This window comes from Variovorax sp. F042 (genome assembly GCF_057814215.1).
This window is the reverse complement of the sequence record NZ_JBVASX010000014.1, coordinates 68,285-94,368: the sequence shown is the minus strand read 5'-3', so window position 1 is coordinate 94,368 and position 26,084 is coordinate 68,285. Positions and strand designations below refer to the sequence as shown.

The following is a 26,084-nucleotide window of genomic DNA, read 5'->3' as shown; positions in this document are numbered from 1 at the left end:
GAATCAGCGGTACTTGGCGTCAGCCGCCTTGTTCGCTGCGATTTCTTTTTCGTAGCGATCGCCCACGGCCAGCAGCATGTCCTTGGTGAAGTACAGGTCGCCGCGCTTTTCGCCGTGGTATTCGAAGATGTGCGTCTCGACGATCGAGTCGACCGGGCAGCTCTCTTCGCAGAAGCCGCAGAAGATGCACTTGGTCAGGTCGATGTCGTAGCGCGTGGTGCGGCGCGAGCCGTCGTCGCGCACATCCGATTCGATGGTGATGGCCAGCGCCGGGCAGACAGCCTCGCAGAGCTTACAGGCAATGCAGCGCTCTTCGCCGTTTTCATAGCGGCGCAGCGCGTGCAGGCCGCGGAATCGCGGCGACAGCGGCGTCTTCTCTTCGGGGAACTGCACCGTGATCTTGCGGGCAAAGGCGTACTTGCCGGTAATGGCCAGGCCCTTGAACAGCTCGAACAGCATGAAGCTGCCCAGGAAGTCCTTGAGCGAGAACGGCGCGGACGGTGTTGCGGTGTGCGCAGCAGACATGATGTTGGCGCTTCCTGTTATTTCCAGATGTTGAACGGCGTCTGCATCCAGCCACCGACCACGACCAGCCACACGAGGGTGACGGGAATGAAGATCTTCCAGCCCAGACGCATGATCTGGTCATAGCGGAAGCGCGGGAACGTCGAACGCACCCACAGGAACATGGTGACCACGCAGAAGGTCTTGAGGCCCAGCCAGATCCAGCCCGGAATGATGCTCAGGAATTCGAACGGCGGCAGCCATCCGCCGAGGAACAGCACGACGGTCAGGATCGAGACGAGCCACATGTTGGCGTACTCGGCCAGGAAGAACATCGCGAAGCTCATGCCCGAGTACTCGATCATGTGGCCGGCAACGATTTCGGACTCGCCTTCCACCACGTCGAACGGGTGGCGGTTGGTCTCGGCCAGGCCCGAGATGAAGTACACGACGAAGATCGGCAGCAGCGGCAGCCAGTTCCACGACAGGAAGCCGACGCCCATGTTGGCGAACATGCCCTTGCCTTGGACGTTCACGATCTCGCTCATGTTCAGGCTGCCGGTGACCATCAGCACCACGACGAAGCAGAAGCCCATCGCGATTTCGTAGCTCACCATCTGTGCCGAGGCACGCAGCGCGCCCAGGAAGGCGTACTTCGAATTCGAGGCCCAGCCGGCGATGATCACGCCGTACACCTCGAGGGAGGTGATGGCCATAACGAACAGCAGGCCGGCGTTGATGTTGGCCAGCGCCACGTCGGGGCCGAAGGGAATCACGGCCCATGCGGCGAGCGCCGGCATGATGGTCATGATCGGGCCCAGCAGGAACAGGCCCTTGTTGGCGACCGTCGGAAGAATGATTTCCTTGGTCATCAGCTTGAGCGCGTCGGCGATCGGCTGGAGCAGGCCCAGCGGTCCGATGCGGTTCGGGCCGATGCGGATCTGCGTGAAGCCGATGGCCTTGCGCTCCCACAGCGTGAGGTACGCCACAGCCAGCATCAGCGGGATCACGACCACGATGATCTTGATCAGCGTCCAGATAAGGGGCCAGACCACAGCGGTCCACCAGCCTGCGGCAACCAGCCCCTGGCCGAAGCCATGAATGGTGTCGACGATCATGCCAGTGCCTCCTCGGCACGCGCCGACACGTTCGATCCAGCCGATGCATTGCGCGCGTCGGCAGTCAGTTGCAGCGACGGTGCGCGGCGCACGATCGAGTCGAGCTGGTAGATGCTCGCGACCACGGGTGCAGCAGTTGCACCGCTGGAAGCGACGGCATTGGCGGAGGTGGCATTGTTCAGCGCATTCGCCGGCACCGCGCCCTTGTCACCGATGGTGGCCAGCACCTCGGTGGTCGATTCGAACGCGAAGCCGGGCAGGCCCAGCAGGTTGGCCAGCACGCGCAGCACCTTCCACGCCGGGCGCGTTTCGCCTTGCGGCTTCACGACGGCATGGAAACCTTGCAGGCGGCCTTCGGCATTGACGAAGGTACCGGGGGTTTCGGTGAAAGGAGCGATCGGGAGCAGCACGTCGCTGAACTCGAGGTTGGCCTTGAAGGGGCTCAGCGTGACGACCATTTGCGCATTGCCGATGACATCGGCAGCGGCGGCGCCAGCGGCCGAGTCGAACACCGGCTCGGTGTTCAGCAGCATCACAGCCTTCAGGCCGGAACCGGCGGCGAGCATGCGGCCGGCATCGAGGCCGCCGTTCTTCGGGAAAGCGCCGACGATCTGCGCGCCAACGGTGTTGGCGGCTTCGGTCAGGTAGCCGACGGTGGCGCCAGTCTGCGCACCGATCCAGTTCGCCAGGGCCAGCAGGCTGCTGGCTTGTGCGTGGTGGGCAGCTGCATTGCCGAGCAGGATGGCCTTGCGTTCACCGCTCAGCAGCGAAGCTGCGATGGCTTGCGCGGCGGCGTCAGGCGCGTTCTTCGGTGCCAGGGGCGCGGCTGCGCCATTGGTCTGGCCGATGGCGGCAGCAACTGCGGCCAGCGCCTCGACCCATTGGTCGGCTTCAACGATGGACGACTGCGCCACGTCGATGGCCCAGGCGTCGCGAGCAGCCATCAGGCTGGCCGAGGTGATCACCGACAGCGCGGCGCCCTTGCGCACGGCCTGGCGGATGCGCTGTGCAAACAGCGGATGTTCCTTGCGCAGGTTCGAGCCGACGACCAGCGCGCGCTGCACTTGCGTGAGCGAAGCGATCGAGGTGCCGAGCCAGCGCACGCCTTCGAAGGCCGTGAATTCGGCGTTGCGCAGGCGGTAGTCGATGTTGTCGCTGCCGAGTTCACGCGTGAGCAAGGCTGCGAGCTGCAGCTCCTCGAGCGTGCTGTGCGGGCTGACCAGCGTGCCGATGCTTTGCGCGCCGTGGTCGGCCTTGATCTGCTTGAGGCCATTGGCAACGTACTCGAGCGCCGTCTGCCAGTCGACCTGCTGCCACTGGCCGCCCTGCTTCAGCATGGGCTGCGTCAGGCGTTCCGGGCCATTGAGCGCTTCATACGAGAAGCGGTCGCGGTCGGCAATCCAGCATTCGTTGACGTCTTCGTTCTCGAGCGGCACCACGCGCATCACGCGGTTGTTCTTGACCTGGACGATCAGGTTGGCGCCGGTGGAGTCGTGCGGGCTCACCGACTTGCGGCGCGACAGTTCCCAGGTGCGGGCGCTGTAGCGGAAGGGCTTGCTCGTGAGCGCGCCGACCGGACAGATGTCGATCATGTTGCCCGACAGTTCGGAGTCGACCGAGTCGCCGAGGAAGGTTTCGATTTCGGAGTGCTCGCCGCGGTGCGACATGCCGAGCTCCATCACGCCGGCCACTTCCTGGCCAAAGCGGACGCAGCGCGTGCAATGGATGCAGCGGCTCATTTCTTCCATGCTGATCAGCGGGCCCACGTCCTTGTGGAACACGACGCGCTTTTCTTCTTCGTAGCGCGAAGAAGAACCGCCGTAGCCAACGGCCAGGTCCTGCAGCTGGCATTCGCCGCCCTGGTCGCAGATGGGGCAATCCAGCGGATGGTTGATCAGGAGGAACTCCATGACCGACTGCTGCGCCTTGATGGCCTTTTCGCTCTTGGTGCGGACGATCATGCCCTGCGTGACGGGCGTGGCACAGGCCGGCATCGGCTTGGGCGCTTTTTCCACGTCGACGAGGCACATGCGGCAGTTGGCCGCGATGCTGAGTTTCTTGTGATAGCAGAAGTGCGGGATGTACGTGCCCGCCTTGTCGGCCGCATGCATCACCATGCTGCCTTCGGTCACTTCGACCTTCTTGCCGTCGAGTTCGATTTCGATCATGAGTATGTTTCTTCTCGCGCTCAGGCCTTGACGGGCGCCGTCGGAACGTAGCCCGGGATCAGGGCTTCGAACTCGTGACGGAAGTGCTTGATCATGGCGCGCACCGGCATCGCTGCCGCATCGCCGAGCGCACAGATGGTGCGGCCCATGATGTCGCCGGCGACGGAGTCCAGCAGTTGCAGGTCGCTGGGCTTGCCCTGGCCGTTGTGGATGCGGTCCACCACGCGGTAGAGCCAGCCCGTGCCTTCGCGGCACGGCGTGCACTGGCCGCAGGACTCGTGCATGTAGAAGTACGAGAGGCGCTTGAGCGACTCGACCATCGAGCGGCTGTCGTCCATGACGATCACCGCGCCCGAACCGAGCATGGAGCCGGCCTTGGCGATGGAGTCGTAGTCCATGGTGCAGGCCATCATGATGTCGGCCGGCAGCACCGGCGCCGACGATCCGCCGGGAATCACGGCCTTCAGCGTGCGGCCCTTGCGCACGCCGCCGGCCAGCTCGAGGAGCTTGGAGAACGGCGTGCCCATGGGCACTTCGTAGTTGCCGGGCAGCTCGACGTCACCGCTCACCGAGTAGATCTTGGTACCGCCGTTGTTGGGCTTGCCGCATTCGAGGTAAGCCGGACCACCGTTGCGGATGATCCAGGGCACCGCCGCGAAGGTCTCGGTGTTGTTGATGGTGGTCGGCTTGCCGTACAGGCCGAAGCTGGCCGGGAACGGCGGCTTGAAGCGCGGCTGGCCCTTCTTGCCTTCGAGCGATTCGAGCAGCGCGGTTTCTTCGCCGCAGATGTAGGCGCCGAAGCCGTGGGCGGCGTGCAACTGGAAGTTGTACGTGCTGCCCATGATCTTGTCGCCGAGGTAGCCGGCGGCGCGCGCTTCTTCGAGGGCTTCCTCGAAACGGTCGTAGCTCTGGAAGATCTCGCCGTGGATGTAGTTGTAGCCCACGCTGATGCCCATCGCATACGCGGCGATGGCCATGCCTTCGATCACGATGTGCGGGTTGAACTGCAGGATGTCGCGGTCCTTGCACGTGCCCGGTTCGCCTTCGTCCGAATTGCAGACGAGGTACTTCTGGCCCGGGAACTGGCGGGGCATGAAGCTCCACTTCAGGCCGGTCGGGAAACCGGCGCCGCCACGGCCGCGCAGGCCCGAGGCCTTGACTTCGGCGATCACCTGGTCGGGCGTGAGGCCCTCGGTGAGGATCTTGCGCAGCGCCTGGTAGCCGCCGCGCGCCTCGTAGTCGGCCAGACGCCAGTTGGTGCCGTCAAGGCCCGCATAGATCTGCGGCTCGATGTGACGGTCATGGAAGCAGGTCTGGACGCCCGTCGCCTGGAACTGCTGGAGCACTTGTTCGGGTGACATCAGGCAGCCTCCCCTTTGGTGGAACCGCGCAGGCCTTCGATGAGCTGGTCGAGCTTCTCGTTGCTCATGAAGCTGCACATGGTACGGTCGTTGACCAGCATCACGGGCGAATCGGCGCAGGCGCCCAGGCATTCGCTCTGCTGCAGCGTGAACAGGCCGTCGGCCGTAGTCTCGCCCATCTTGATGCCGAGCTTCTTCTCGAGGTGCACGAGGGCGGTGACGCCATCGCGCAGCTGGCAAGGCAGGTTGGTGCACACGTTGAGCTTGAACTTGCCCACCGGATGCTGGTTGTACATGTTGTAGAAGGTCGTCACTTCATGCACGGCGATGGGCGCCATGCCGAGGTACTCGGCAATCTCGCGCTCGCGCTGCAGGCTGACGTAGCCCTCGTCCTGCTGGACGATGGCGAGGCAGGCCATCACGGCGGATTGCTTGCCTGCTTCGGGGTACTTGGCGACCTCGCGCGCAAAGCGCTCGAGGATCGTAGTCTTCAACGGCGCCGAGGGCGCCGCGTCATGGTGGGTCGAGGAAGTCGTCATTCGCTCTTTCTCACCTGTCGATCTCGCCGAACACGATGTCCATCGTGCCGATCACCGCGACAGCGTCGGCGATCATGTGACCGCGCGACATTTCGTCGAGGGCGGCGAGGTGCGGGAAACCAGGGGCGCGGATCTTCAGGCGGTACGGCTTGTTGGCGCCGTCGCTCACGAGATAGATGCCGAACTCGCCCTTCGGATGCTCGACGGCGGCATACGCTTCGCCTTCGGGCACGTGGAAGCCTTCGGTGAAGAGCTTGAAATGGTGGATCAGCTCCTCCATGTTCGCCTTCATCGATTCGCGCGCGGGCGCGGCGACCTTGTGGTTGTCAGTGATGACAGGGCCGGGGTTGGCACGCAGCCAGGCCGAGCACTGCTGGATGATCTTGTTGGCCTGGCGCATCTCTTCGACGCGGACCAGGTAGCGGTCGTAGCAGTCGCCGGTCTTGCCGACGGGCACGTCGAACTGCATCTGGTCGTAGACGTCGTAGGGCTGCTTCTTGCGCAGGTCCCATTCGATGCCCGAGCCGCGCAGCATGGGGCCGGTAAAGCCGAGGTTCAGCGCGCGCTCCGGCGTGACCACGCCGATGCCCACGGTGCGCTGCTTCCAGATGCGGTTGTCGGTGAGCAGCGTCTCGTACTCGTCGACCATCTTCGGGAAGCGCTTGCAGAAGTCGTCGACGAAGTCGAGCAACGAGCCCTGGCGGTTCTCGTTGAGCTTCTCGATAGCCTTCGCGTTCTTGATCTTGCTGACCTTGTACTGCGGCATTGCATCCGGCAGGTCGCGGTAGACGCCACCCGGACGGAAGTACGCCGCGTGCATGCGCGCACCGGACACGGCCTCGTACATGTCGAACAGGTCTTCGCGCTCGCGGAAGCAGTAGATGAGCATGTTCATCGCACCGCAATCCAGACCGTGCGCACCGAGCCACAGCAGGTGGTTCAGCAGGCGGGTGATCTCGGCGAACATCACGCGGATGTACTGCGCGCGGATCGGCACTTCGAGGCCCATCATCCGCTCGATGGCAAGGCAGTACGCGTGCTCGTTGCTCATCATCGACACGTAGTCGAGACGGTCCATGTACGGCAGCGACTGGATGAAGGTGCGCGATTCGGCAAGCTTCTCGGTCGCGCGGTGCAGCAGGCCGATGTGAGGGTCGGCGCGCTGGATCACTTCGCCGTCCAGCTCGAGCACCAGGCGCAGCACGCCGTGTGCCGCAGGGTGCTGGGGACCGAAGTTGAGTGTGTAGTTCTTGATTTCGGCCATATCAGTGCAAACCGCCGCCGTAGTTGTCTTCGCGGATCACGCGCGGGGTGATTTCGCGCGGCTCGATGGAAACCGGCTGGTAGACCACGCGCTTCTGTTCTTCGTCGTAACGCATCTCGACGTGACCCGACACCGGGAAGTCCTTGCGGAACGGATGGCCGATGAAGCCGTAGTCGGTCAAGATGCGGCGCAGGTCGTCGTGACCGTCGAACACGATGCCGTAGAGGTCGAAGGCTTCGCGCTCGAACCAGGTGGCGGCATTCCAGACGGGCTGCAGCGAATCGACCACAGGCAGGTCTTCATTCGGCGCGAACACCTTCAGGCGCACGCGCTGGTTGAGGCTTACCGACAGCAGGTGCGTGACGACGCAGTAGCGTTCGCCCTGCCACTCACCTTCGCGGTAGTCGGAGTAGTCCATGCCGCAGAGGTCGATCAGCTGCTCGAAGCGGCAGCCGGGCGCATCGCGCAGCAGCAAGGCGGCTTCTATGTAGTCGGCAGCGCCGACCACCACGGTCACCTCTTCCAGGGCGAGCGTCACGCTCTTGGCCTTGGCGCCGAGCGTCTCGGCGATGGTGGCGCGCAGCACCTCCGGCGAAATTGCAAAGTCAGTCATCGTCGGCAATCCCTCAGGCGCGGGCAATGGTGTTGGTGCGGCGAATCTTCTGCTGCAACTGGATCACGCCGTAGAGCAAAGCCTCGGCGGTGGGCGGGCAACCCGGAACGTAGACATCGACCGGCACGATGCGGTCGCAGCCGCGCACGACGGAATAGCTGTAGTGGTAGTAACCACCGCCATTCGCGCACGAACCCATCGACAGCACCCAGCGCGGCTCGGGCATCTGGTCATAGACCTTGCGCAAGGCCGGAGCCATCTTGTTGCACAGCGTGCCGGCCACGATCATCAGATCGGACTGACGCGGGCTGGGGCGAAACAGCATGCCGAAACGATCGATGTCGTAGCGGGCGGCGCCCGCGTGCATCATTTCCACCGCACAGCATGCGAGGCCGAAGGTCATCGGCCAGAGAGATCCGGTCTTCGCCCAATTCACCACCGAGTCGTAGGTGGTGGTGACGAAACCTTCTTTGAGAACGCCTTCAATGGCCATCGTGATTCCTTGTCATTCCCAGTCGAGCGCGCCTTTTTTCCACTCGTAGGCGAAGCCCACGACGAGGATGGCGAGAAAGATCATCATGGCCCAGAAGCCGACAGCACCGATCTCCTTGAGCGCAATGGCCCACGGAAAGAGAAAGGCAATTTCGAGGTCGAACAGGATGAAGAGAATCGCAACGAGGTAGTAGCGCACGTCGAACTTCATGCGTGCGTCCTCGAAGGCTTCAAAGCCACACTCGTAGGGAGCGTTCTTTGCGGCGTCGGGCCTGTTGGGGCCGAGAATGTATCCGATGACCTGAGGGGCGACGCCTACGCCGACTCCGACCAGAATGAACAAAAGGACGGGGAGGTAGGAGTCGAGATTCATCGAGAGTTTTTCACCGCTTGCCACCGGCAAGAGAAGCCCCTGGATGAGGCTTTCTGCCGATGAGATTTGGTGCGGTCGGCGAGACTCGAACTCGCACAGCTTTCGCCACTACCCCCTCAAGATAGCGTGTCTACCAATTTCACCACGACCGCGGTTTTTGCTGCTCGGATGGCATGAGGTACCTGCAAGAGGCATTTGGCTTTCCGAACAGATTTAGAGTTTACCCTGAAATGAAGCCATTTCTCACAGGCAACTCATGAAAACGAGTTGATTACTTGCTCGGAATCTGACCCGCGCCCGAAACCGGGGCAGCAGGAGCCGAAGCAGGCGTACTGGGAGCCGCCGCACCAGGAATTTCACTCGCTGCACCAGAAGCCGGCGTGGCCGGCGCACCCACTGCAGCGCGCTCCAGAAGACTGCCGCCGCCCGCAGGACGCGCGTGGCTGAAATAGGCCAGCAGCAGCGTGCATGCGAAGAACACCGCAGCAAGCACAGCCGTGGTGCGCGAGAGGAAGTTGGCACTGCCGCTGGCACCGAACAGGCTGCCGGCACTTCCGCTGCCGAAGGCCGCGCCCATGTCGGCGCCCTTGCCGTGCTGGATCAGGATCAGGCCGATCATTGCGAGGGCCGTCAGCATCTGCACACCGACCAGTAGATTGAGGACCAGGTTCATTCGTTCTTACTCCTAAGTGATACAGCCGTTGCGCGTTCAGCGCGCAGCGGCGGAAATGATCTGCAGAAAATCGGGCGCCTTGAGCGAAGCGCCACCGATGAGGCCGCCATCGATGTCGGCCTGCGCCAGCAGTTCTGCGGCGTTGGCGGCATTCATGCTGCCGCCATAAAGAATCTGGATGCCGGCGGCATGCTCGCTCGCTGCGTGATGCAACTGCGCGCGCAGCACCGCGTGCACCGCTTGCGCCTGCTCCGGCGTGGCCGTCTTGCCCGTACCGATGGCCCAGACAGGCTCGTACGCCACGACGATCTCGCTGATGCAATGACCGTTCACATGAATGACCGCTGCCAACTGACGCTTGACGACTTCTTCGGTCTGCCCTGCTTCGCGCTGTGCCAGCGTTTCGCCGACACAGACGATCGGCGTGATGCCATTGGCCAGCGCTGCCGCCGTCTTGGCCGCGACCGCTTCATCGGTCTCGCCATGGTATTGCCGACGCTCGGAGTGACCGACGATGGCATAGCGCACGCCGAAGTCCTTCAGCATCGCCGCCGATTGCTCGCCGGTGAAGGCGCCTTGCAGATGAGCCGAAATGTCCTGCGCGCCCAGTGCCAGTGCCGGCGAACCCGCCAGCAGCGACTGCAGTTGCGCGAAGTACGGCGCGGGCGCGCACAGCGCCACATCGCAAGCCGCCGGACTTGCGGCCAGGCCTTGTTGCAAGGCCTTCACCAGCGCCTCGTTGGCAGCCAGGCTGCCGTTCATCTTCCAGTTGCCAGCGATCAGTTTCTTCTTGGTCGTCATCGCGTTCTTCTTGTCACTCACCATGTCAGCACGATCTTGCCGATGTGCTGGTTCGATTCCATCAGCGCGTGAGCCTGGGCTGCGCCGCTGGGCTCGCCCGCCGCCGCAAAGATGCTGTGGATCACGGGCTTGATTGCGCCGCTTTCCAGCAGCGGCCACACCTTCTCGCGCAGGGCCTTGGCAATGGCGCCCTTGAACGCCACCGGCCGCGGACGCAGCGTCGAGCCGGTGATCGTGAGCCGCCTGCGCAGCACGAGGCCCGCATTGATCTCGCTCTTCACGCCGCCCTGCACCGCGATGATCACGAGCCGGCCATCTTCGGCCAGGCACTCGATCTCGCGCGCCACGTAGTCGCCGGCAACCATGTCGAGCACCACGTCCACACCCTTGCCACCGGTGAGCTTCTTCGCCTCTTCGACGAAGTCGCTCGTGCGGTAGTTGATGGCATGGTCGGCGCCGAGCTTCAGGCAGGCTTCGCACTTGTCGTCGCTGCCGGCCGTGACGATCACGGTCGCACCGAGCGCCTTGGCGATCTGGATCGCCGTGACGCCGATGCCGCTCGAGCCGCCCTGGATCAGCAGCGTCTCGCCCTTTTGCAGGCGGCCGCGGTCAAACACATTGCTCCAGACGGTGAAGAAGGTTTCGGGCAGCGAAGCTGCATCGATGTCGCTCCAGCCCTTGGGCACCGGCAGGCATTGCGCCACGGGCGCCACGCACAGCTCGGCATAGCCGCCACCGGCGATCAGCGCACAGACACGGTCACCAACCTTGAAGCCCGCCTCGGCCAGCGCCGCAGCGTCACCCGAGACGATCTCGCCGGCCACTTCGAGGCCCGGCAGATCGGAAGCGCCCGGCGGCACGGGGTAGTGCCCCTTGCGCTGCAGCACGTCCGGGCGATTGACGCCACTTGCCGCCACACGGATCAGCAGTTCGCCCACGCCCGCCACCGGGTCGGGACGCTGCGCAACGCGCAGCACCTCGGGGGCACCGTACGAAGTGATTTCAATGGCTTTCATGGTCTTTCGGCCTCCAACGCCCGCAGATGGGGCGAAGCTTGATGTTCAAAAGATAGCAACGGCAGCCGGAGGACCGCCGTTGCGCCCTTCTTACTCCTGAGGCTCGCGCGGGGCTTGTTGCTGCTGCTCGCCGGCCGGAGCCTGCGGCTGCTCGTTGCGCGGCTGCTGTTGCTCGTTGTTGAAGCGCGGTGCGCGCTCGCCACGGTCACCACCGCGGTCGCCGCGATCGCCACGGTCACGGCGCTCGCCACGGTCACCGCGGTCTTCGCGCGGCGGGCGCTCGCTGTATTCCATGCCGGCCGGACGCTCGGTCAAGGCCTTCATGGACAGCTTGACGCGGCCCTTCTCGTCCGTTTCCAGAACCTTGACCTTGACGATCTGGCCTTCGCTCAGATAGTCGGTCACCTTCTCGACGCGTTCGTGCGCAATCTGGCTGATGTGCAGCAGGCCGTCCTTGCCGGGCAGCAGGTTGATGAGCGCACCGAAGTCCAGGATCTTGGTGACCGGGCCTTCGTAGACCTTGCCGATTTCGACTTCGGCCGTGATCTGCTCGATGCGCTTCTTGGCCAGCTCGGCCTTTTCCGGATCGGTCGAAGCGATGGTGATGGTGCCGTCTTCGTCGATGTTGATCGTCGTGCCGGTTTCTTCCTGCAGGCCACGGATGACCGAGCCGCCCTTGCCGATCACGTCGCGGATCTTCTCGGGGTTGATCTTCAGCGTGGTCAGGCGCGGTGCGAAGCTGGAGACTTCGGCCTTGGCCTCGCCCATGGCTTCCTGCATCTTGCCCAGGATGTGCATGCGCGCTTCCTTGGCCTGTGCCAGTGCGACCTGCATGATTTCCTTGGTGATGCCCTGGATCTTGATGTCCATCTGCAGCGCGGTGATACCGTTGGTGGTACCCGCAACCTTGAAGTCCATGTCGCCCAGGTGATCTTCGTCGCCCAGGATGTCGGTCAGCACCGCGAAGCGGTTGTCTTCCTTGATCAGGCCCATGGCGATGCCGGCCACGTGCGCCTTCATGGGCACGCCGGCGTCCATCATCGAGAGGCAGCCGCCGCAGACCGAAGCCATCGACGACGAGCCGTTCGACTCGGTGATTTCCGACACCACGCGAACCGTGTACGGGAATTCTTCCTTGTTCGGCAACACGGCGACGAGCGCGCGCTTGGCCAGGCGGCCGTGGCCGATTTCGCGGCGCTTGGTCGAGCCCATGCGGCCCACTTCGCCGGTGGCAAAGGGAGGCATGTTGTAGTGGAACAGGAAACGGTCTTCGTATTCGCCGGCCAGCGCGTCGATGCGCTGTGCGTCGCGTTCGGTGCCGAGCGTGGTGATGACCAGCGCCTGGGTTTCACCGCGCGTGAACAGCGCCGAACCGTGGGTGCGGGGCAGCACCGAGTTGCGGATTTCGATGGGACGCACGGTGCGCGTGTCGCGGCCGTCGATGCGGGGCTCGCCCGACAGGATCTGGCTGCGCACGATCTTCGATTCGATGGCGAACAGCAGGTCACTGACCTTGCCGGAGTCGAACTCGGCGCCTTCGGCCTTCAGTGCCTCGAGCACGCTGGCGTTGGCTTCGCGCAGGGCTTGCGTACGGGCTTGCTTGCTGCGAATTTGATAGACGGCGCGCAGCTTGTCTTCGGCCAGGCCCTTGACCTTGGCGACGAAGGCTTCGTCTTCGGCGGGAGCCTTCCAGTCCCACACCGGCTTGCCGGCGTCACGCACGAGTTCATGGATCGCGTTGATGGCGATGTTGGCTTGCTCGTGGCCGAACACCACGCCGCCCAACATGATTTCTTCGCTGAGCTGCAGGGCTTCGGATTCGACCATCAGCACGGCGGATTGCGTGCCGGCAACGACGAGGTCCATCTGCGAATCCTTGCGAGCCGTCTGGCCCGGATTCAGCACGTACTGGCCGTTGATGTAGCCCACGCGGGCTGCACCGATCGGGCCGTTGAACGGCACGCCGGAGATCGACAGCGCAGCGCTCACGCCGATCATGGCGGCGATGTCGGCATCGACTTCGGGGTTGAGCGACACGGTGTGGATGACCACATGTACTTCGTTCAGGAAGCCTTCGGGGAACAGCGGGCGGATCGGGCGGTCGATCAGGCGGCTGGTCAGCGTTTCGTGTTCGCTGGGCTTGGCTTCGCGCTTGAAGAAGCTGCCGGGGATCTTGCCCGCGGCGTAGGTCTTCTCGATGTAGTCGACGGTCAGCGGGAAGAAGTCCTGGCCGGCCTTGGCCGACTTGGAGGCAACCACGGTCGCGAGGATGACGGTGCCGTCGATGTCGACGAGCACGGCGCCGCTGGCCTGGCGGGCGATTTCACCCGTTTCCATGACGACGGTCTTGTCGCCCCATTGGAACGACTTGGTGACTTTGTTGAAGAGGCTCATGTTTTGCTCCTGTTTTGATAGCGGACTACACAGAGCCCGCAAGAGACGGAGGCTTCTCAGAACACGATGCCATTCCAGCGAAGCTCGGGGCGAACTTCATTGGAATGACACAGCTTCGCTCTGTTTGGGCACTCCGAAAGTGGATCGCGAAGTAAAAAACGCCTGAGCTAGCGGACTAACCCAGGCGTTTTTTCATGCGATTCGATTTACTTGCGCAGACCCAGCTTGGCGATCAGCGCGGTGTAACGGTCGGCGTCCTTGGACTTGAGGTAGTCGAGGAGCTTGCGGCGGCGGCTCACCATGCGCAGCAGGCCGCGACGGCCGTGGTGGTCCTTGGCGTGCGTCTTGAAGTGGGGGGTGAGCTCGTTGATGCGGGCGGTCAGCAGTGCGACTTGCACTTCGGGGCTGCCGGTGTCGTTGGCGGCGCGGGCGTTGTCCTTGACAACTTCTGCCTTGATGGAGGCTGCGATCATGTTGATTTCCTTGTTCCGGGATGTTTGACTTGCGGTGTGCGCTGGAACTGCACCCACCGTGCGCCTTGCGGCATGCAAAGCCTTGGAATTATAGCCCGACCGTCCTGATCGGGCTTTCAGGCCTCTTTGGGGGCCTTCCATCGAGCGAAGCCAGCCCCACGGCGCCCAGCACGCAGGCTGCCCCGCCGATCTGCGCCAGGCTGATGCTTTCGCCCAGCCAGAGCGCGGCCAGCGCCAGCGCCGAGACCGGCAAAACGGCGGTAAAAAGCGCTGCTTCAGCCCCGCGCAGCCGGGACGATCCGGCAAACCACAGCACGAAGCCCAGCACCGTTGGCACCAACGCGTAGTAGGCGACGCCGGCCAGCGCCTCCGCCGGCAAGGGGTGCTCCCAGGCTCGCTCGAACAGCGCTGGTACCAGTGACAGGAGCAACCCGAAGGCCGTCATCAGCGTCGACAGCGCCAGCGGACGCACCGGCACCCGCAGGCGTTTGTTGAGCAGGATGAACATCGCCTCGCAAACCACCGCGCCCAAAACCAGCAGGTTGCCGATCAGCGCCGCCGGGGATTTTGAGTCCCCCGCCGAAGCCTGGCCCGCCCCGGGCCAGCTGATCGCCAGCACCCCCGCCGTCGCCAGCACGATGCTGCCCACCAGAAACCGCCCCGGCCGCTCGCGCAGCGCAATCACCGCCACCAGCGCCGCCACAGCAGGCAAGGTGCCCGCCACCACGCCCGCACTGGCCGCCGGTGCCCAGCGCACGCCAAGGATCAGCAGCACGGTGTAGCCCACGCTCCCCAGCCCCGCCTGGCACACCAGCAGCGCCAGATCCTGCCGGCCGGGCCGCGGCCACGGCGTGCGGGTCAGCCGCAGCAGCACCAGGAACACCGGCAGCGCCATCGCGAACCGCAGCGCGGTCGCGGTGAACGGCGGCAGCCCGCCCGCGATGACCTTGCTGGCCACCACCGTGCTGCCGACCGTGACCATCGCCAGCGCGCACAGTGCCATCCCCTTCAACCGTTGCGACAACATGCCGGACCTTTCGCTTTCGAGAAAAGCCCGAGCTTCGCGGCCCCGGCGCGCCGCGTATTGAACGAAATTGCAGCCGGCTCAGCCCTTGCCGGGTTGTTGTTCCGCCAGCCAGTTGCGCAACCGCTCCACGCCCTTCACCAGCCGCTGCGGGTCTTTCGACGCAAAGCACCAGCGCAGCCAGCCCTGCGCTTCAGGTGCGAAGGCGTTGCCCGGCGCGAGCCCCAGGCCCGCCTCTGCCACCAGCCGCTTGGCCACTTCGAGCGAATCGCCGAAGCCTTCGAGCCGGAAGAAGGCGTACATGCCGCCCTTGGCCGAGGCCACCTGCACGCCCGGCAGCGCCGCCAGCAGCGGCACCAGCGTGTCGCGGCATTGCTTCAGGTGCGCCACCACGCGCGGCGTGATCTCGCTCGTGTGCTCGATGGCGGTGATGGCGGCGCGCTGAGTGAACACGCTGGCGCATGAGGTGTTGAACTCGATCAGCTTGCCGATGCCGTCCACCATCGAAGGCGGCAGCACCAGCCAGCCGAGGCGCCAGCCCGTCATCAGGAAGCTCTTCGAGAAGCTGTGCGTGACGACGAGGCGGTCGTCAGGCTTCGAGATGTCGAGGAAGCTCGGCGCGCAGCCATTGGGCGTCGGCTCGTAGTACAGCCGCTCGTACACCTCGTCGGCAAGGATCCACGTGCCGGTCTTGCGGCAATGGTCGAGCACGGCCTGCTGCTCGTCGCGCGTCATGGTCCAGCCCGTGGGGTTGTTCGGCGCGTTGACGATCAGCAGCTTCGTCTTCGACGTGACCGCTGCGCGCAGCGCGGGCAGGTCGAGCGTCCATTGGCCGTTCACCGGCACCAGCGGGAGCGTGCGCACGTGCGCGCCCATGATCGCGGGCTGCGCCGTCAGGTTGGGCCACACCGGCGTCACGGCGACCACTTCGTCGCCCGCGTCGACCAGCGCCTGCACCGCGAGCATCAACGCGCTCACGCCGCCCGAGGTGACGGCGATGCGCGAGGCATCGACCGCCGGATGCAGCCCGCTGGTATAGCGCGCGATGGCTTCGCGCAGTTCGGGCAGGCCGAGGTTGTGGGCGTAGAAGGTTTCGCCCCGCTGCAGCGACTCGATGGCCGACTGGCGGATCACCTCGGGAGTGACTTCGTCGCTTTCGCCGAACCAGAAGGCCAGCACGTCGTCGCGGCCCATGCCGGCATTGGCGACTTCGCGGATCTTCGATGCTTCGAGGTTGTGGATGGCTTCACGCATGTCTGGTTGTCCTGTTCATCATCGTCATCATCAAGGTCTCTTCATCTTGCACGAGGTCGGCAGCTCGGCGCGCTCGGGGGCGATGGTCTTGACCACCCGAAAGCCGTAGCCGGAGCCTTCGACGTCGAACTGCACGCCCGGCCTGCCCTGCCTGTCCATCACGCCGACCACGAGCTGCTGCTGGAACTGGTGGTCCGCAGCGCGCATGCGCCCGCGCTGGCCGTACAGGCTCACGTCGGCCTGCTCCAGCGCGCGTGCCACAGGCACCGCGTCGACACCGCCCGCGCGTTCGATGGCCTGTACGAGCGCTTCGATCATCAGCGCCAGCCGCATGTGCACATAGTCTTCGGCCGGCTTCGGAAAGCGCGCGCGGAAGGCGCGGTAGAAGGCTTCGGACTGCGTCGTCTGCACGTTGGGCAGCCAGTCGGCCACCGCGATCACGCGTCCGATGCCCGCATCGCCGATGGCTGCGGGCGCACCGAGCGCATTGCCGTAGAAGGTATAGAAGGTGCCGTTGAAGCCCGCTTCGCGCGCCGCCTTCACCAGCAGCGTGAGGTCGTTGCCCCAGTTGCCCGTGACCACGGCCTGCGCACCGCTCGCGATGATCTTGGTGGCATAGGGCGCAAAGTCTTTCACCTTGCCCATCGGGTGCAGTTCGTCGCCGACGATCTCCACGTCGGGCCGCTGTGCGCCGAGCTGCCGGCGCGCCTCGCGCAGCACGGCCTGGCCGAAGCTGTAGTCCTGTCCGATCAGGTAGACGCGCTTGAGCGCTGCGTCGTCCTTCACCACGTCCATCAGCGCGGCCACGCGCATGTCGGCATGGGCGTCGAAGCGAAAGTGCCAGAAGCTGCAGCGCTCGTTCGTGAGCACAGGGTCGACCGCCGCGTAGTTGAGGAAGATCACGCGTCGCGACGGGTCGCGCTCGTTGTTCTTGTCGATGGCATCGACCAGCGCCGCGGCCGTGGCCGACGAGTTGCCCTGCAGCACGATGCGCGCGCCGTCGTCCATCGCGGCGCGCAGCGCGGAGAGCGCTTCTTCGTTCTGCCCCTTGCTGTCGTAGCGGTCGAGCTGCAGGGGCCGCGCGCCGCCGGGCAGCTTGATGCCGCCGCGCGCATTCACGCGCTCCACCGCCCACAACAGATTGCGGAACACGGCCTCGCCGGTGTTGGCGAAGGGGCCGCTCATGCTTTCGATGAGTGCCAGGCGAATGGGCGCAGGTGGCGATGAAACCGATGCTTGTGCCAGCGCGGCGAAGGGCCTCGCGCATAGCGCCAGCGCCGCGAATTTCAAGGCCTCGCGACGCCAAATAAAGGGGGGATTCATTGTCTTGAAACGCGTGCCGCGGGGCCTAGATGAGGTCTCAAGCGGCACTCACGATTGAACGGCCGCGCAGTGTAAGGGACACACATTCCTTGTCCCCATTGTGTTGATTCAGGAGTTCTTCATCATGTTTTTCGCCCCCACCCTTCGCACCGCCCGCTTCGCTCCCCGCGCCTATGACCGCTCGTTCGAACGCTTCGTGAACGATGCCTTCGCCGGTGCCCGCCGCTCGCCGCTGGTCGAGCAGGACGACAAGAGCTGGACCCTCTCGCTCGACGTGCCGGGTTTCACGCGCGAAGACCTCGCGATCAGCATCGAAGGCGCCGTGCTGCGCATCGACAGCAAGGCCGAAGCCAAGCGCCAGTTCAAGGCGGCCTACGAGCTGCCGCAGGACATCGACGTAGCCACCAGCGAAGCAAAGCTCGAGAACGGCGTGCTCACGCTGAAGCTCGGCAAGCTGGTCCCCGTGAGCCAGGCCACTCAGTTACAAATCAACTAATTTGGCCTATGCCCACAAGAGGAAAATGTTAGTTAAGGCCTCGTTTTGACTTTAAACGAGCACCTTATTCACAATAGCGCTAGATAACGTCACATGATGTGACGTTTTCTTAGAACTTTCTTCTTCGTGGGCGTCTCGTAAACGCACCGAACTCGCTACGGTGCGGTTCGGGTGCCCCCAAAGGCACCATGAAAACGCACCTTCAATCCGCCAACCCCAACGAACAATCCGACACGCTCCTGGTGTTCCTGCCCGGGGCGTACCTGAAGCCCGACGAGTTCGAGCGCGAAGGGTTCATCGCAGCCGTGCGCGAACGCCATCTGGCGGCCGACTCCCTGCTGGTGGACGCGGATGTTTCCTACTACTACGAACAGACGCTGAGCGATCGCCTCCACACCGAGGTCATCGAGCCGCAGCGCGCCAAGGGCTACAAGTCGATCTGGCTCGTGGGCATTTCCATCGGCGGCTTCGGCGCGCTCATTCACGAACTGGCGCGGCCGGGCTCGGTGGACGGCATCGTGGCGCTCGCGCCCTACCTGGGACGCCGGGTGCTCGGCGCGGAGATCAAGAAGGCCGGCGGCCTGCGCACCTGGCAGGCGCCTACCGGGCCGCAGCCCGACGAAGAGCCCGACCGCAAGCTCTGGCCCTTCTTCCAGCAGTACCTGGAAGCCCAGCCGTCGCAGAACCTGCCGCCGCTCTACCTGGGCTTCGGGCTCGACGACCGCTTTGCCAGCAACCACAAGCTGCTGGCCGACGCCCTGCCGCCGGGGCGCGTCTTCACGACCGAGGGTGGCCACGACTGGCCGCAGTGGCGCCAGCTGTGGCGCAATGTGCTGGACGTGCTGCCGCTGCCGGCAATCGGCCGATCAAAGCAACTGCTTACGCAGTCTCCGGTAGCGAAGCCATGGGCCATCGCGGCCTGACGTCGAAGGCATAGCGCTCGCTCGCCTGCGACAGCCCTGACTGCAGCCGCATTGCCGCAGCCATGGCGATCATCGCGCCGTTGTCGGTGCACAGGTGCAGCTCCGGGTAGTGCACGCGCACCTTGCGCTTCGCGCACGCAGCGTTCAGCTGTTCGCGCAGATTCCTGTTGGCTCCCACTCCTCCCGCCACCACCAAGCGCTTGAGCCCGGTCTGGTCGAGCGCGGCAAGCGACTTCTTAAGCAGCACCTCGACGATGGCCGCCTGCGTGGACGCGGCCAAGTCGGCCTTGTTCGCTTCGAGCTGGTCGCCGAGCTTCTTGGCCTGCGTGAGCACGGCCGTCTTCAGGCCGGCAAAAGAAAAATCGAGATCGCCGCTGTGCAGCAGCGGCCGCGGCAGCTTGAAGGCCGTGGCACTGCCGCCTTCGGCCAGCTTCGCGAGCCACGGCCCACCCGGGTACGGCAAGCCCATGAGCTTGGCGCTCTTGTCGAAGGCCTCGCCGGCCGCGTCGTCGATGGTTTCGCCGAGCAGCTCGTAGCGGCCCACGCCGTCCACCCGCATCAGCTGGGTGTGGCCGCCCGACACCAGCAGCGCGACGAACGGAAACTCCGGCGGATCGGCGCTCAGGAACGGCGACAGCAGATGCCCTTCAAGGTGATGCACGCCCAGCACCGGCTTACCCAGCGCCACGCCCAGCGCACAGGCCACGCCGGCGCCCACCAGCAGCGCGCCCGCCAGGCCCGGCCCGCGCGTGTAGGCCACCACGTCGATCTCGCCCAGCGTGCGGCCGGCTTCGGCCATGACGGCTTCGGTCAGCGGCAGCACGCGGCGAATGTGGTCGCGGCTGGCCAGTTCGGGCACCACGCCGCCGTAGGCCTGGTGCATGGCGATCTGGCTGTGCAGCGCGTGCGAAAGCAGCAGCGGCAGCGCGTCGCCGTGCGACTCGACCAGCGCCACGCCGGTTTCATCGCAAGATGATTCGATTCCCAACAAGAGCATGCCGCCGAGTGTAGGCGGCGCCCTCCCCCGGCACCCGCGAAGGGGCAAACGGCGGCGCTCTCCACTCCCCGAGGCACGGATGTTGCGTTGACCATGCCAGAGCCCCGCGCCCTCCCACCATGAAATCCGGACTGAGTTTTCTGATCGCTGCCCGTCGCTGCGAAATCGACGAGCTGGATCAACTCGCCCGCACCAGCGAACTGGTGAGCCTGATCGGCCGCCTCGTCCACGCGCTGCAGCGCGAGCGGGGCATGTCGAACATGTTCCTCACCTCTCGCGGCGCCCGCTTCGCCGACCAGCGCGGCCCGCAGATCGCCGAATGCATCGCGCTGGAGCAAGAGGTGCGCGCCGGCTTCGACCAGCTCGAGGCCGACAACCACCGCGGCGCGGGCACCGGCAACAGCGCGCGCCTGTTCAGCCGCATCGCATGGGTGCTCCCCGGGCTGGACGCCCTGCCCGGCCTGCGCCGCCGCATCGATGCGCTCGAGCTGAAGCCGGCGCAATCCACCGCCGCGTTCGCCAAGCTCGTCGCCGGCCTGCTGTCGGTGGTGTTCGAGGCGGCCGACGGCGCCACCGACCCCGAGATCTCGCGCCTGCTGGTCGCGATGTTCAACTTCATGCAGGGCAAGGAATTCGCCGGCCAGGAGCGCGCCTTCGGCTCCGCAGCGCTGGCGCTGGGCCGCAGCGACGAGGCGCAGCGCCTGCAGTGGCTGCACCTGATCGAATCGCAGGAACGCTGCTTCCAGGTGTTCACCGATTTCTCCGGCGAGGCGGTGCTCGCGCTGTGGCGCAACAGCCAGCCCGATGCCGAAGTGGCCGAGCTCGAACGCATCCGCCGGCGCGGCGCCGCCTCCACGCCGGCTGACGTGCCGCTCAGCCAGGCCTGGTTCGACTGCTGCACCCGCCGCATCGACGCCATGAAGATCGTCGAGGACCGCCTGGCCGCCGACCTGCGCGCGCTGTGCGAGCGAAAAACCGTGCAGGCGCGCAGCGAGCTGCAGGAATACCGGCAGCTGCTCGACACGCTGGCCCCGCAGGCCGGTGCCCTGTTCTTCGATGACGCCGACGCGCAGTCGGCCGCTCCCGCGCAGTTCGGCCGCCATCTCGAACGCTCGGTGCTCGACATGGTCCAGGAACAGTCGCACCGCCTGCAGGCCATGAGCGACGAGCTCGAAACCGTGCGCGCCTCACTCAACGAACGCAAGATCGTCGAACGCGCCAAGGGCCTGCTGATGGCGCACCGCCGGCTCAGCGAGGAAGACGCGCACAAGATGCTGCGCCAGACCGCGATGAACCAGAAGCGGCGGCTGGTCGACGTGGCCGAGTCGATGCTGGCAATGGCCGACTACCTGCCCATGCTCGACCGCGCGCCGCCGCGTTGAAGCGGTCCTGCCGTTCAACTTGGTGCAGTGCACAACAACTGTGCCATCCGGCACTTCCCGGCCTGATCGAGCCCTCTCCCATGCTGTGCGGCCGCATCCCGCTACTTTCTTGATAGCAGCCCGTAGCACCCGAAGGCTGGCACACCGCTTGCAAGCAATAAGTTCGTAGGCCCCCCAATGGGTCTTCAGGCAGGCGGCACCCAACGGCGGGTGTCTCCCACCGAACCGGACAAAGGCGTCCCCATCCCGCAAGGGCTCGTTTTCGAGCAGCCCCTGCGCGGTGCGGACGCCTTTTCGTTTTTGTCTTTCTTGTTTGTTGTTTCTCTTCAACCGGAGCCCCGCCCCATGACCGACCTGCTCAAAACCCGCCTCAGCCGACGCCGCGTATTGCAAGCCGCTGCCATTGGTGCCGTCGGCATCGACCCGGCGCTGCGCGCCGCCGTCTGGGCCCAGGGCTCGGACAAGCCCGAGAAGGAAGAAGTGAAGATCGGCTTCATCCCGCTGACCGACTGCGCCAGCGTGGTGATGGCCTCGGTGCTCGGCATCGACAAGAAGTACGGCGTGAAGATCGTCCCCAGCAAGGAAGCCAGCTGGGCCGGCGTGCGCGACAAGCTGGTCAACGGCGAGCTCGACATGGCGCACGTGCTCTACGGCCTCGTCTACGGCGTGCACCTCGGCGTGAGTGGCCCCAAGAAGGACATGGCCGTGCTCATGACGCTCAACAACAACGGCCAGGCCATCACGCTGTCGAAGAAGCTCTCGGACAAGGGCGCGGTCGATGCGGCCTCGCTCGCCAAGCTCATCGCCAGCGAGAAGCGCGAATACACCTTCGCGCAGACCTTCCCCACCGGCACGCACGCCATGTGGCTCTACTACTGGCTCGCCTCCGCCGGCATCGACCCGTTCAAGGACGTGAAGAACATCACCGTGCCGCCCCCGCAGATGGTGGCCAACATGCGCGTGGGCAACATGGACGGCTACTGCGTGGGCGAACCCTGGGGCCAGCGCGCGATCATGGACGGCATCGGCATCACGGCCATCACCACGCAGGACATCTGGAAGGACCACCCCGAGAAGGTGCTCGGCACCACGGCCGAGTTCACCAAGAAATACCCGAACACCGCGCGCGCCGTGACCGCCGCCATCCTCGAGGCCGGCAAGTGGATCGACACCGGCCTGCAGAACAAGAACAAGATGGCCGAGACCATCGCCGACAAGAGCTACGTCAACACCAGCGTGGACGCCATCAACCAGCGCATCCTGGGCCGCTACACCAACGGCCTGGGCAAGAGCTGGGACGACCCCAACCACATGAAGTTCTACAACGGCGGCGCCGTGAACTTCCCGTACCTGTCGGACGGCATGTGGTTCCTCACGCAGCACAAGCGCTGGGGCCTGCTGAAGGAACACCCCGACTACCTGAAGGTGGCCACCGAGATCAACCGCATCGACATCTACAAGCAGGCCGCCGCAGCCACGCAGACGCCGGTGCCCAAGGAAACGATGCGCACCAGCAAGCTGTTCGACGGCTCGGTCTGGGATGGCAAGGACCCGAAGAAGTACGCCGAGTCCTTCAAGCTTCATGCATAGGGAGAACAACATGGTCAGCGCAGTCTTTCACTCGCCGCTCGAAGCGACCACCGCGCAGGTGACGCAAGTGGCCCCTTCCGTCGCCGCCAGGCCGGCAGCCCCCAAGCCCGCACCCGCCCCGGCGCCCGAGCCCCGGGTGCGCACGCCCATCGACCTGCGCGCCTTCTGGATGCGCGTGCTGCCGCCGCTGGCGGGCTTCGGCCTGCTGCTGCTGATCTGGGAAGTGGTGGCCATGAAAAGCACCACCGGCTTCCCCACGCCCGCAGCCACCTGGCAGCAGGCCGTGACGGTGTTCAGCGATCCGTTCTACAGCAAGGGCCCGAACGACCAGGGCGTGGGCTGGAACGTGCTCTCGTCGCTGCAGCGCGTGGCGCTGGGCTTCGGGCTGGCGGCGCTGGTCGGCATTCCGGCCGGCTTTGCCATCGGGCGCTTCGAATTTCTCGCGCGCATGTTCAACCCGCTGATCAGCCTGCTGCGCCCGGTGTCGCCGCTGGCCTGGCTGCCCATCGGCCTCTTGGTGTTCAAGGGCGCCAACCCGGCGGCCATCTGGACCATCTTCATCTGCTCGATCTGGCCGATGGTCATCAACACGGCCGTGGGCGTGCAGCGCGTGCCCAGCGACTACATGAACGTGGCCAAGGTGCTGAACCTCAGCGAATGGAAGATCCTCACCAAGATCCTGTTTCCCGCCGTGCTGCCCTACATGCTGACCGGCGTGCGCCTGGCCGTGGGCACCGCGTGGCTGGTGATCGTGGCGGCCGAGATGCTCACCGGCGGCGTCGGCATCGGCTTCTGGGTGTGGGACGAGTGGAACAACCTCAACGTCGCCAACATCATCATCGCGATCTTCGTGATCGGCATCGTCGGCCTGGTGCTGGAGTTCGCGCTCATCAAGCTCGCAACGGCGTTCACGTTCGAAGAGGTGAAGTCATGATCGACGACAGCAAGTACATCGAGATCCACGGGGTCGAGCAGGCGTTCAAGACGCCCAAGGGCCGCTTCGTCGCGCTGCGCGACGTGAACCTGAACGTGGCCAAGGGCGAGTTCATCACGCTCATCGGCCACTCGGGCTGCGGCAAGTCGACGCTGCTGAACCTGATTGCGGGGCTCACCACGCCCACCAAAGGCTCGCTGCTGTGCGCCAACAAGGAAATCAGGGGCCCCGGCCCCGAGCGCGCGGTGGTGTTCCAGAACCACTCTCTGCTGCCCTGGCTCACCTGCTTCGAGAACGTGTACCTCGCGGTCGAGCGCGTGTTCGCAGCCACCGAAAGCAAGGCGCAGCTGCGTGCGCGAACCGATGCGGCGCTGGCGCTGGTGGGCCTCACGCCCGCCGCGCAGAAGCGGCCCGGCGAAATCTCCGGCGGCATGAAGCAGCGCGTGGGCATTGCGCGCGCTCTGTCGATGGAGCCCAAGGTGCTGCTGATGGACGAGCCCTTCGGCGCGCTCGACGCCCTCACCCGCGCCAAGCTGCAGGACGAGCTTCTGGCCATCGTGCAGAAGACGCACAGCACCGTCGTCATGGTGACGCACGACGTCGACGAGGCCGTGCTGCTGAGCGACCGCATCGTGATGCTGACCAACGGCCCTGCCGCCACCATCGGCGACGTGCTCGCAGTGAACCTTCCGCGCCCGCGCAACCGCGTCGAACTGGCCGAAGACCCGGCCTATGTGCACGCACGCAAGGCGGTGATCGATTTCCTCTACACGCGCCAGGCGCACGTGGAGAAGGTCGCGGCCTGACGCTGCGCCCGCGCCAGCACAACCGGCGTCAGGACATGATCACTTGCAGGCTGTGCTCGTACGACGCCGTGAGGCGCTCGAAGGTGTCGACCAGCGCGTCGCTGGAACGCACCAGCGTGGCGCGGCCGTCGGCGCTGTCGAGCGTGCGCACGCCACCGACCAGCCGCAGCCATTCGTCGCGGGCGCTGGCCAGCGCGGCGCGGATCTCGGTGGTGCTGAGCGGCGCGTGCTCCAGCTCGAGCAATGCGGCCTCGAACTCGGCCATGGTCGGCACCAGCCGCGCGTTCGCGGCCTTCTCTTTCAGCGCGGCGGCCAGCAGCGCGTCCTTGGCCAGCCGCTGCGCACGCATGCGCTGCCGCCCGCAGATGTTGACGATGCGCAGCGCGCGCCGCGCGCCCGAGGTTTCGAGCGCCTCCGTCAAGGCCTCCGCTGCGTGGAGCAGCACTTCCGCGCGCTGGTCGATGTCGGCCAGCCCCGCGGCCGTCGGCCGCGCGGTCAGGGCAGTGGCCAGTCCGCTCCACGCGGCTTGCGCATCCCCCAGCGCCTGCGCACCAGCCGCACCGAGCCCGAGGGCCGCCAGATGATCGAGGTTCTGCTGCACCCGCTCGGCCGACTGCGTGCGCAGCACCCGCGCCCGCTGCGCGTCGATGCTGCCCAGCAGCTGTGCCGCCACGCGCACCAGACGCTGCGAGAGCATGCGCAGCTGTCCGGCGCGGTTGATCGCATCGGCCCACTGCGCCGCCTCGATGACAGAGCGCGACACCTCGCCCAGACGCAAGTTGGCGTGCATCGCGGCGCCGCGCAGCAGCCCGAAGGCTTCGTCCTCGCCGATGCCGCGCGCGGACATCAGCAGGCCCTTGGCGCGGTCGACCCACTTGCGCTCGTCCATGCGGGTGCGCAGGCTCTCCAGTTCGGTGCACAAAGTGGCCTCGCGCTGCCAGCGCGACCGGGCTCGGGCGGTCAATGCGGCGAGCGATGCGGCATCGATGGCATCGATCTGCATCCACGCGTGCACGCCGAGTGCGACCAGTTCTTCATGCTGAGCACCGCTCAACGGCGCGCTGACAAGGCTCAGCGCACACGGCGGCAGGCCGGACCACGTGCGCAAGGCATCGAGCAGCGCGGGCGTGGGCAAAGGCAGGCAGATCAAGGCCTGTCGAGGGGCCAGCGCCTCGACTTGCCGCGCGAAGCTGCCGCAATCCGCGCAGCCGAGCACGTCGAGACCAGCGACGGACAGTGCCCGCGCAAGCGCCTCGGGCAGCACGAGGCCGGCAGGTTCATCGGGCAGGACAACGAGAAGGGACATCTTGGGGAAGCGGTGTGGGAACGCACCGCGAGCATAGGCCACGCCCGCGCGAACTCGCGGGCACGCCTCTTGCATGAAACGGAGCGCGGTGTAACGAAGCACCGCTTTGGTGATGAGGCTGCAGGCTCCTGCAGCCGGCCCGGCAATTCACACGCCGTGCACACCCCCACGCCGACAGCGTCCGCTGCCGGCACTCCGACCCCAACCCCGTCCGTCGACACGACCTCTCCAGGGTCGCGCCGCGGCTTTTCGCATCTTTG

At 65.4% G+C, this 26,084-nt stretch carries 25 protein-coding genes and 1 tRNA gene; 6 read left to right on the top strand and 20 right to left on the bottom strand.

Annotated features, from left to right (window positions below; translation table 11 throughout):
* Positions 1-3: 3 nt before the first annotated feature.
* The 18 genes from nuoI to ACZYSP_RS29510 form a co-directional block, all read right to left on the bottom strand.
* Complete coding sequence (gene nuoI / locus ACZYSP_RS29595; protein WP_042579825.1) at positions 4-525, bottom strand: NADH-quinone oxidoreductase subunit NuoI; 522 nt, start codon at positions 523-525, stop codon at positions 4-6.
* A gap of 17 nt (positions 526-542) precedes the next feature.
* A complete protein-coding gene (gene nuoH, locus ACZYSP_RS29590; protein ID WP_371127400.1) occupies positions 543-1,622 on the bottom strand; it encodes an NADH-quinone oxidoreductase subunit NuoH in 1,080 nt (359 codons plus the stop codon).
* A complete protein-coding gene (gene nuoG / locus ACZYSP_RS29585; RefSeq protein WP_093079912.1) occupies positions 1,619-3,790 on the bottom strand; it encodes an NADH-quinone oxidoreductase subunit NuoG in 2,172 nt (723 codons plus the stop codon). Before nuoG ends, nuoH begins: the two co-directional genes overlap by 4 nt.
* A gap of 20 nt (positions 3,791-3,810) precedes the next feature.
* A complete protein-coding gene (gene nuoF, locus ACZYSP_RS29580) occupies positions 3,811-5,151 on the bottom strand; it encodes an NADH-quinone oxidoreductase subunit NuoF (protein WP_093057847.1) in 1,341 nt (446 codons plus the stop codon).
* A complete protein-coding gene (locus tag ACZYSP_RS29575; RefSeq protein WP_093079910.1) occupies positions 5,151-5,690 on the bottom strand; it encodes an NADH-quinone oxidoreductase subunit NuoE family protein in 540 nt (179 codons plus the stop codon). The genes nuoF and ACZYSP_RS29575 overlap by 1 nt, the downstream gene beginning before the upstream one ends.
* A gap of 10 nt (positions 5,691-5,700) precedes the next feature.
* Positions 5,701-6,954, bottom strand: a complete 1,254-nt coding sequence (locus tag ACZYSP_RS29570; RefSeq protein WP_093057849.1) for an NADH-quinone oxidoreductase subunit D — start codon at positions 6,952-6,954, stop codon at positions 5,701-5,703.
* A gap of 1 nt (position 6,955) precedes the next feature.
* Positions 6,956-7,567, bottom strand: coding sequence for an NADH-quinone oxidoreductase subunit C (locus ACZYSP_RS29565; RefSeq protein WP_093057850.1), 612 nt, complete (start codon positions 7,565-7,567; stop codon positions 6,956-6,958).
* A gap of 13 nt (positions 7,568-7,580) precedes the next feature.
* Positions 7,581-8,060 (bottom strand): NuoB/complex I 20 kDa subunit family protein, encoded by a 480-nt coding sequence (locus tag ACZYSP_RS29560; protein ID WP_007837763.1) that lies wholly within the window; start codon positions 8,058-8,060, stop codon positions 7,581-7,583.
* Between the two features lie 12 nt (positions 8,061-8,072).
* Positions 8,073-8,432: an NADH-quinone oxidoreductase subunit A gene (locus ACZYSP_RS29555; RefSeq protein ID WP_012748607.1), complete on the bottom strand. Its 360-nt coding sequence runs from the start codon at positions 8,430-8,432 to the stop codon at positions 8,073-8,075.
* 67 nt (positions 8,433-8,499) lie between these two features.
* Positions 8,500-8,584 (bottom strand) — tRNA-Leu (locus ACZYSP_RS29550).
* 119 nt (positions 8,585-8,703) lie between these two features.
* Positions 8,704-9,105 (bottom strand): preprotein translocase subunit SecG, encoded by a 402-nt coding sequence (gene secG, locus ACZYSP_RS29545; RefSeq protein WP_093079907.1) that lies wholly within the window; start codon positions 9,103-9,105, stop codon positions 8,704-8,706.
* A gap of 36 nt (positions 9,106-9,141) precedes the next feature.
* Positions 9,142-9,930, bottom strand: coding sequence for a triose-phosphate isomerase (tpiA, locus tag ACZYSP_RS29540; RefSeq protein WP_093079905.1), 789 nt, complete (start codon positions 9,928-9,930; stop codon positions 9,142-9,144).
* A complete protein-coding gene (locus ACZYSP_RS29535; RefSeq protein ID WP_093079902.1) occupies positions 9,924-10,922 on the bottom strand; it encodes an NAD(P)H-quinone oxidoreductase in 999 nt (332 codons plus the stop codon). Before ACZYSP_RS29535 ends, tpiA begins: the two co-directional genes overlap by 7 nt.
* 90 nt (positions 10,923-11,012) lie before the next feature.
* Positions 11,013-13,316, bottom strand: a complete 2,304-nt coding sequence (gene pnp / locus ACZYSP_RS29530; RefSeq protein WP_093057854.1) for a polyribonucleotide nucleotidyltransferase — start codon at positions 13,314-13,316, stop codon at positions 11,013-11,015.
* Positions 13,317-13,522: 206 nt separating this feature from the next.
* Positions 13,523-13,789 carry a 30S ribosomal protein S15 gene (rpsO, locus tag ACZYSP_RS29525; RefSeq protein ID WP_007837783.1) on the bottom strand — a complete coding sequence of 89 codons (267 nt, stop codon included), beginning with the start codon at positions 13,787-13,789 and terminating at the stop codon, positions 13,523-13,525.
* A gap of 88 nt (positions 13,790-13,877) precedes the next feature.
* Positions 13,878-14,813, bottom strand: a complete 936-nt coding sequence (locus ACZYSP_RS29520) for a DMT family transporter (RefSeq protein WP_371258859.1) — start codon at positions 14,811-14,813, stop codon at positions 13,878-13,880.
* Between the two features lie 81 nt (positions 14,814-14,894).
* Complete coding sequence (locus ACZYSP_RS29515; protein ID WP_093079897.1) at positions 14,895-16,067, bottom strand: pyridoxal phosphate-dependent aminotransferase; 1,173 nt, start codon at positions 16,065-16,067, stop codon at positions 14,895-14,897.
* Between the two features lie 30 nt (positions 16,068-16,097).
* Positions 16,098-17,390 carry a branched-chain amino acid ABC transporter substrate-binding protein gene (locus ACZYSP_RS29510; RefSeq protein ID WP_093079895.1) on the bottom strand — a complete coding sequence of 431 codons (1,293 nt, stop codon included), beginning with the start codon at positions 17,388-17,390 and terminating at the stop codon, positions 16,098-16,100.
* Between the two features lie 124 nt (positions 17,391-17,514).
* Between ACZYSP_RS29510 and ACZYSP_RS29505 the strand changes: the two genes are divergently transcribed.
* Positions 17,515-17,886, top strand: coding sequence for an Hsp20/alpha crystallin family protein (locus ACZYSP_RS29505; protein ID WP_093057925.1), 372 nt, complete (start codon positions 17,515-17,517; stop codon positions 17,884-17,886).
* Between the two features lie 188 nt (positions 17,887-18,074).
* Positions 18,075-18,809, top strand: a complete 735-nt coding sequence (locus ACZYSP_RS29500) for an alpha/beta hydrolase-fold protein (protein ID WP_093057858.1) — start codon at positions 18,075-18,077, stop codon at positions 18,807-18,809.
* Here ACZYSP_RS29500 and tsaD read toward each other — a convergent pair.
* Entirely contained in the window at positions 18,766-19,806 is a 1,041-nt protein-coding gene (gene tsaD / locus ACZYSP_RS29495; protein WP_093057859.1) for a tRNA (adenosine(37)-N6)-threonylcarbamoyltransferase complex transferase subunit TsaD, read from the bottom strand. The genes ACZYSP_RS29500 and tsaD overlap by 44 nt on opposite strands.
* A 119-nt stretch (positions 19,807-19,925) precedes the next feature.
* On the opposite strand from tsaD, the gene ACZYSP_RS29490 reads away from it, so the two are divergent.
* The 4 genes from ACZYSP_RS29490 to ACZYSP_RS29475 all read left to right on the top strand — a co-directional run bounded on the left by ACZYSP_RS29490 (position 19,926) and on the right by ACZYSP_RS29475 (position 24,518).
* Positions 19,926-21,188: a nitrate regulatory protein gene (locus ACZYSP_RS29490; protein ID WP_093057860.1), complete on the top strand. Its 1,263-nt coding sequence runs from the start codon at positions 19,926-19,928 to the stop codon at positions 21,186-21,188.
* Between the two features lie 345 nt (positions 21,189-21,533).
* The gene (locus ACZYSP_RS29485; protein ID WP_093079892.1) at positions 21,534-22,778 is read left to right on the top strand and encodes a CmpA/NrtA family ABC transporter substrate-binding protein; all 1,245 of its coding nucleotides are present in this window, start codon (positions 21,534-21,536) and stop codon (positions 22,776-22,778) included.
* 10 nt (positions 22,779-22,788) lie between these two features.
* Complete coding sequence (gene ntrB, locus ACZYSP_RS29480) at positions 22,789-23,712, top strand: nitrate ABC transporter permease (protein WP_093057862.1); 924 nt, start codon at positions 22,789-22,791, stop codon at positions 23,710-23,712.
* The gene (locus ACZYSP_RS29475; RefSeq protein ID WP_489018020.1) at positions 23,709-24,518 is read left to right on the top strand and encodes an ABC transporter ATP-binding protein; all 810 of its coding nucleotides are present in this window, start codon (positions 23,709-23,711) and stop codon (positions 24,516-24,518) included. The genes ntrB and ACZYSP_RS29475 overlap by 4 nt, the downstream gene beginning before the upstream one ends.
* Before the next feature lie 28 nt (positions 24,519-24,546).
* On the opposite strand, the gene ACZYSP_RS29470 is transcribed toward ACZYSP_RS29475, so the two are convergent.
* Entirely contained in the window at positions 24,547-25,824 is a 1,278-nt protein-coding gene (locus tag ACZYSP_RS29470) for an ANTAR domain-containing response regulator (protein ID WP_489018018.1), read from the bottom strand.
* Between the last annotated feature and the right edge of the window lie 260 nt (positions 25,825-26,084).

Coding starts and splice junctions, on each gene's coding strand:
- nuoI (WP_042579825.1), bottom strand. CDS start 525: ATGTCTGCTGCGCACACCGCAACACCGTCCGCGCCGTTCTCGCTCAAG.
- nuoH (WP_371127400.1), bottom strand. CDS start 1,622: ATGATCGTCGACACCATTCATGGCTTCGGCCAGGGGCTGGTTGCCGCA.
- nuoG (WP_093079912.1), bottom strand. CDS start 3,790: ATGATCGAAATCGAACTCGACGGCAAGAAGGTCGAAGTGACCGAAGGC.
- nuoF (WP_093057847.1), bottom strand. CDS start 5,151: ATGTCACCCGAACAAGTGCTCCAGCAGTTCCAGGCGACGGGCGTCCAG.
- ACZYSP_RS29575 (WP_093079910.1), bottom strand. CDS start 5,690: ATGACGACTTCCTCGACCCACCATGACGCGGCGCCCTCGGCGCCGTTG.
- ACZYSP_RS29570 (WP_093057849.1), bottom strand. CDS start 6,954: ATGGCCGAAATCAAGAACTACACACTCAACTTCGGTCCCCAGCACCCT.
- ACZYSP_RS29565 (WP_093057850.1), bottom strand. CDS start 7,567: ATGACTGACTTTGCAATTTCGCCGGAGGTGCTGCGCGCCACCATCGCC.
- ACZYSP_RS29560 (WP_007837763.1), bottom strand. CDS start 8,060: ATGGCCATTGAAGGCGTTCTCAAAGAAGGTTTCGTCACCACCACCTAC.
- ACZYSP_RS29555 (WP_012748607.1), bottom strand. CDS start 8,432: ATGAATCTCGACTCCTACCTCCCCGTCCTTTTGTTCATTCTGGTCGGA.
- secG (WP_093079907.1), bottom strand. CDS start 9,105: ATGAACCTGGTCCTCAATCTACTGGTCGGTGTGCAGATGCTGACGGCC.
- tpiA (WP_093079905.1), bottom strand. CDS start 9,930: ATGGTGAGTGACAAGAAGAACGCGATGACGACCAAGAAGAAACTGATC.
- ACZYSP_RS29535 (WP_093079902.1), bottom strand. CDS start 10,922: ATGAAAGCCATTGAAATCACTTCGTACGGTGCCCCCGAGGTGCTGCGC.
- pnp (WP_093057854.1), bottom strand. CDS start 13,316: ATGAGCCTCTTCAACAAAGTCACCAAGTCGTTCCAATGGGGCGACAAG.
- rpsO (WP_007837783.1), bottom strand. CDS start 13,789: ATGATCGCAGCCTCCATCAAGGCAGAAGTTGTCAAGGACAACGCCCGC.
- ACZYSP_RS29515 (WP_093079897.1), bottom strand. CDS start 16,067: ATGCGTGAAGCCATCCACAACCTCGAAGCATCGAAGATCCGCGAAGTC.
- ACZYSP_RS29510 (WP_093079895.1), bottom strand. CDS start 17,390: ATGAATCCCCCCTTTATTTGGCGTCGCGAGGCCTTGAAATTCGCGGCG.
- ACZYSP_RS29505 (WP_093057925.1), top strand. CDS start 17,515: ATGTTTTTCGCCCCCACCCTTCGCACCGCCCGCTTCGCTCCCCGCGCC.
- ACZYSP_RS29500 (WP_093057858.1), top strand. CDS start 18,075: ATGAAAACGCACCTTCAATCCGCCAACCCCAACGAACAATCCGACACG.
- tsaD (WP_093057859.1), bottom strand. CDS start 19,806: ATGCTCTTGTTGGGAATCGAATCATCTTGCGATGAAACCGGCGTGGCG.
- ACZYSP_RS29490 (WP_093057860.1), top strand. CDS start 19,926: ATGAAATCCGGACTGAGTTTTCTGATCGCTGCCCGTCGCTGCGAAATC.
- ACZYSP_RS29485 (WP_093079892.1), top strand. CDS start 21,534: ATGACCGACCTGCTCAAAACCCGCCTCAGCCGACGCCGCGTATTGCAA.
- ntrB (WP_093057862.1), top strand. CDS start 22,789: ATGGTCAGCGCAGTCTTTCACTCGCCGCTCGAAGCGACCACCGCGCAG.
- ACZYSP_RS29475 (WP_489018020.1), top strand. CDS start 23,709: ATGATCGACGACAGCAAGTACATCGAGATCCACGGGGTCGAGCAGGCG.
- ACZYSP_RS29470 (WP_489018018.1), bottom strand. CDS start 25,824: ATGTCCCTTCTCGTTGTCCTGCCCGATGAACCTGCCGGCCTCGTGCTG.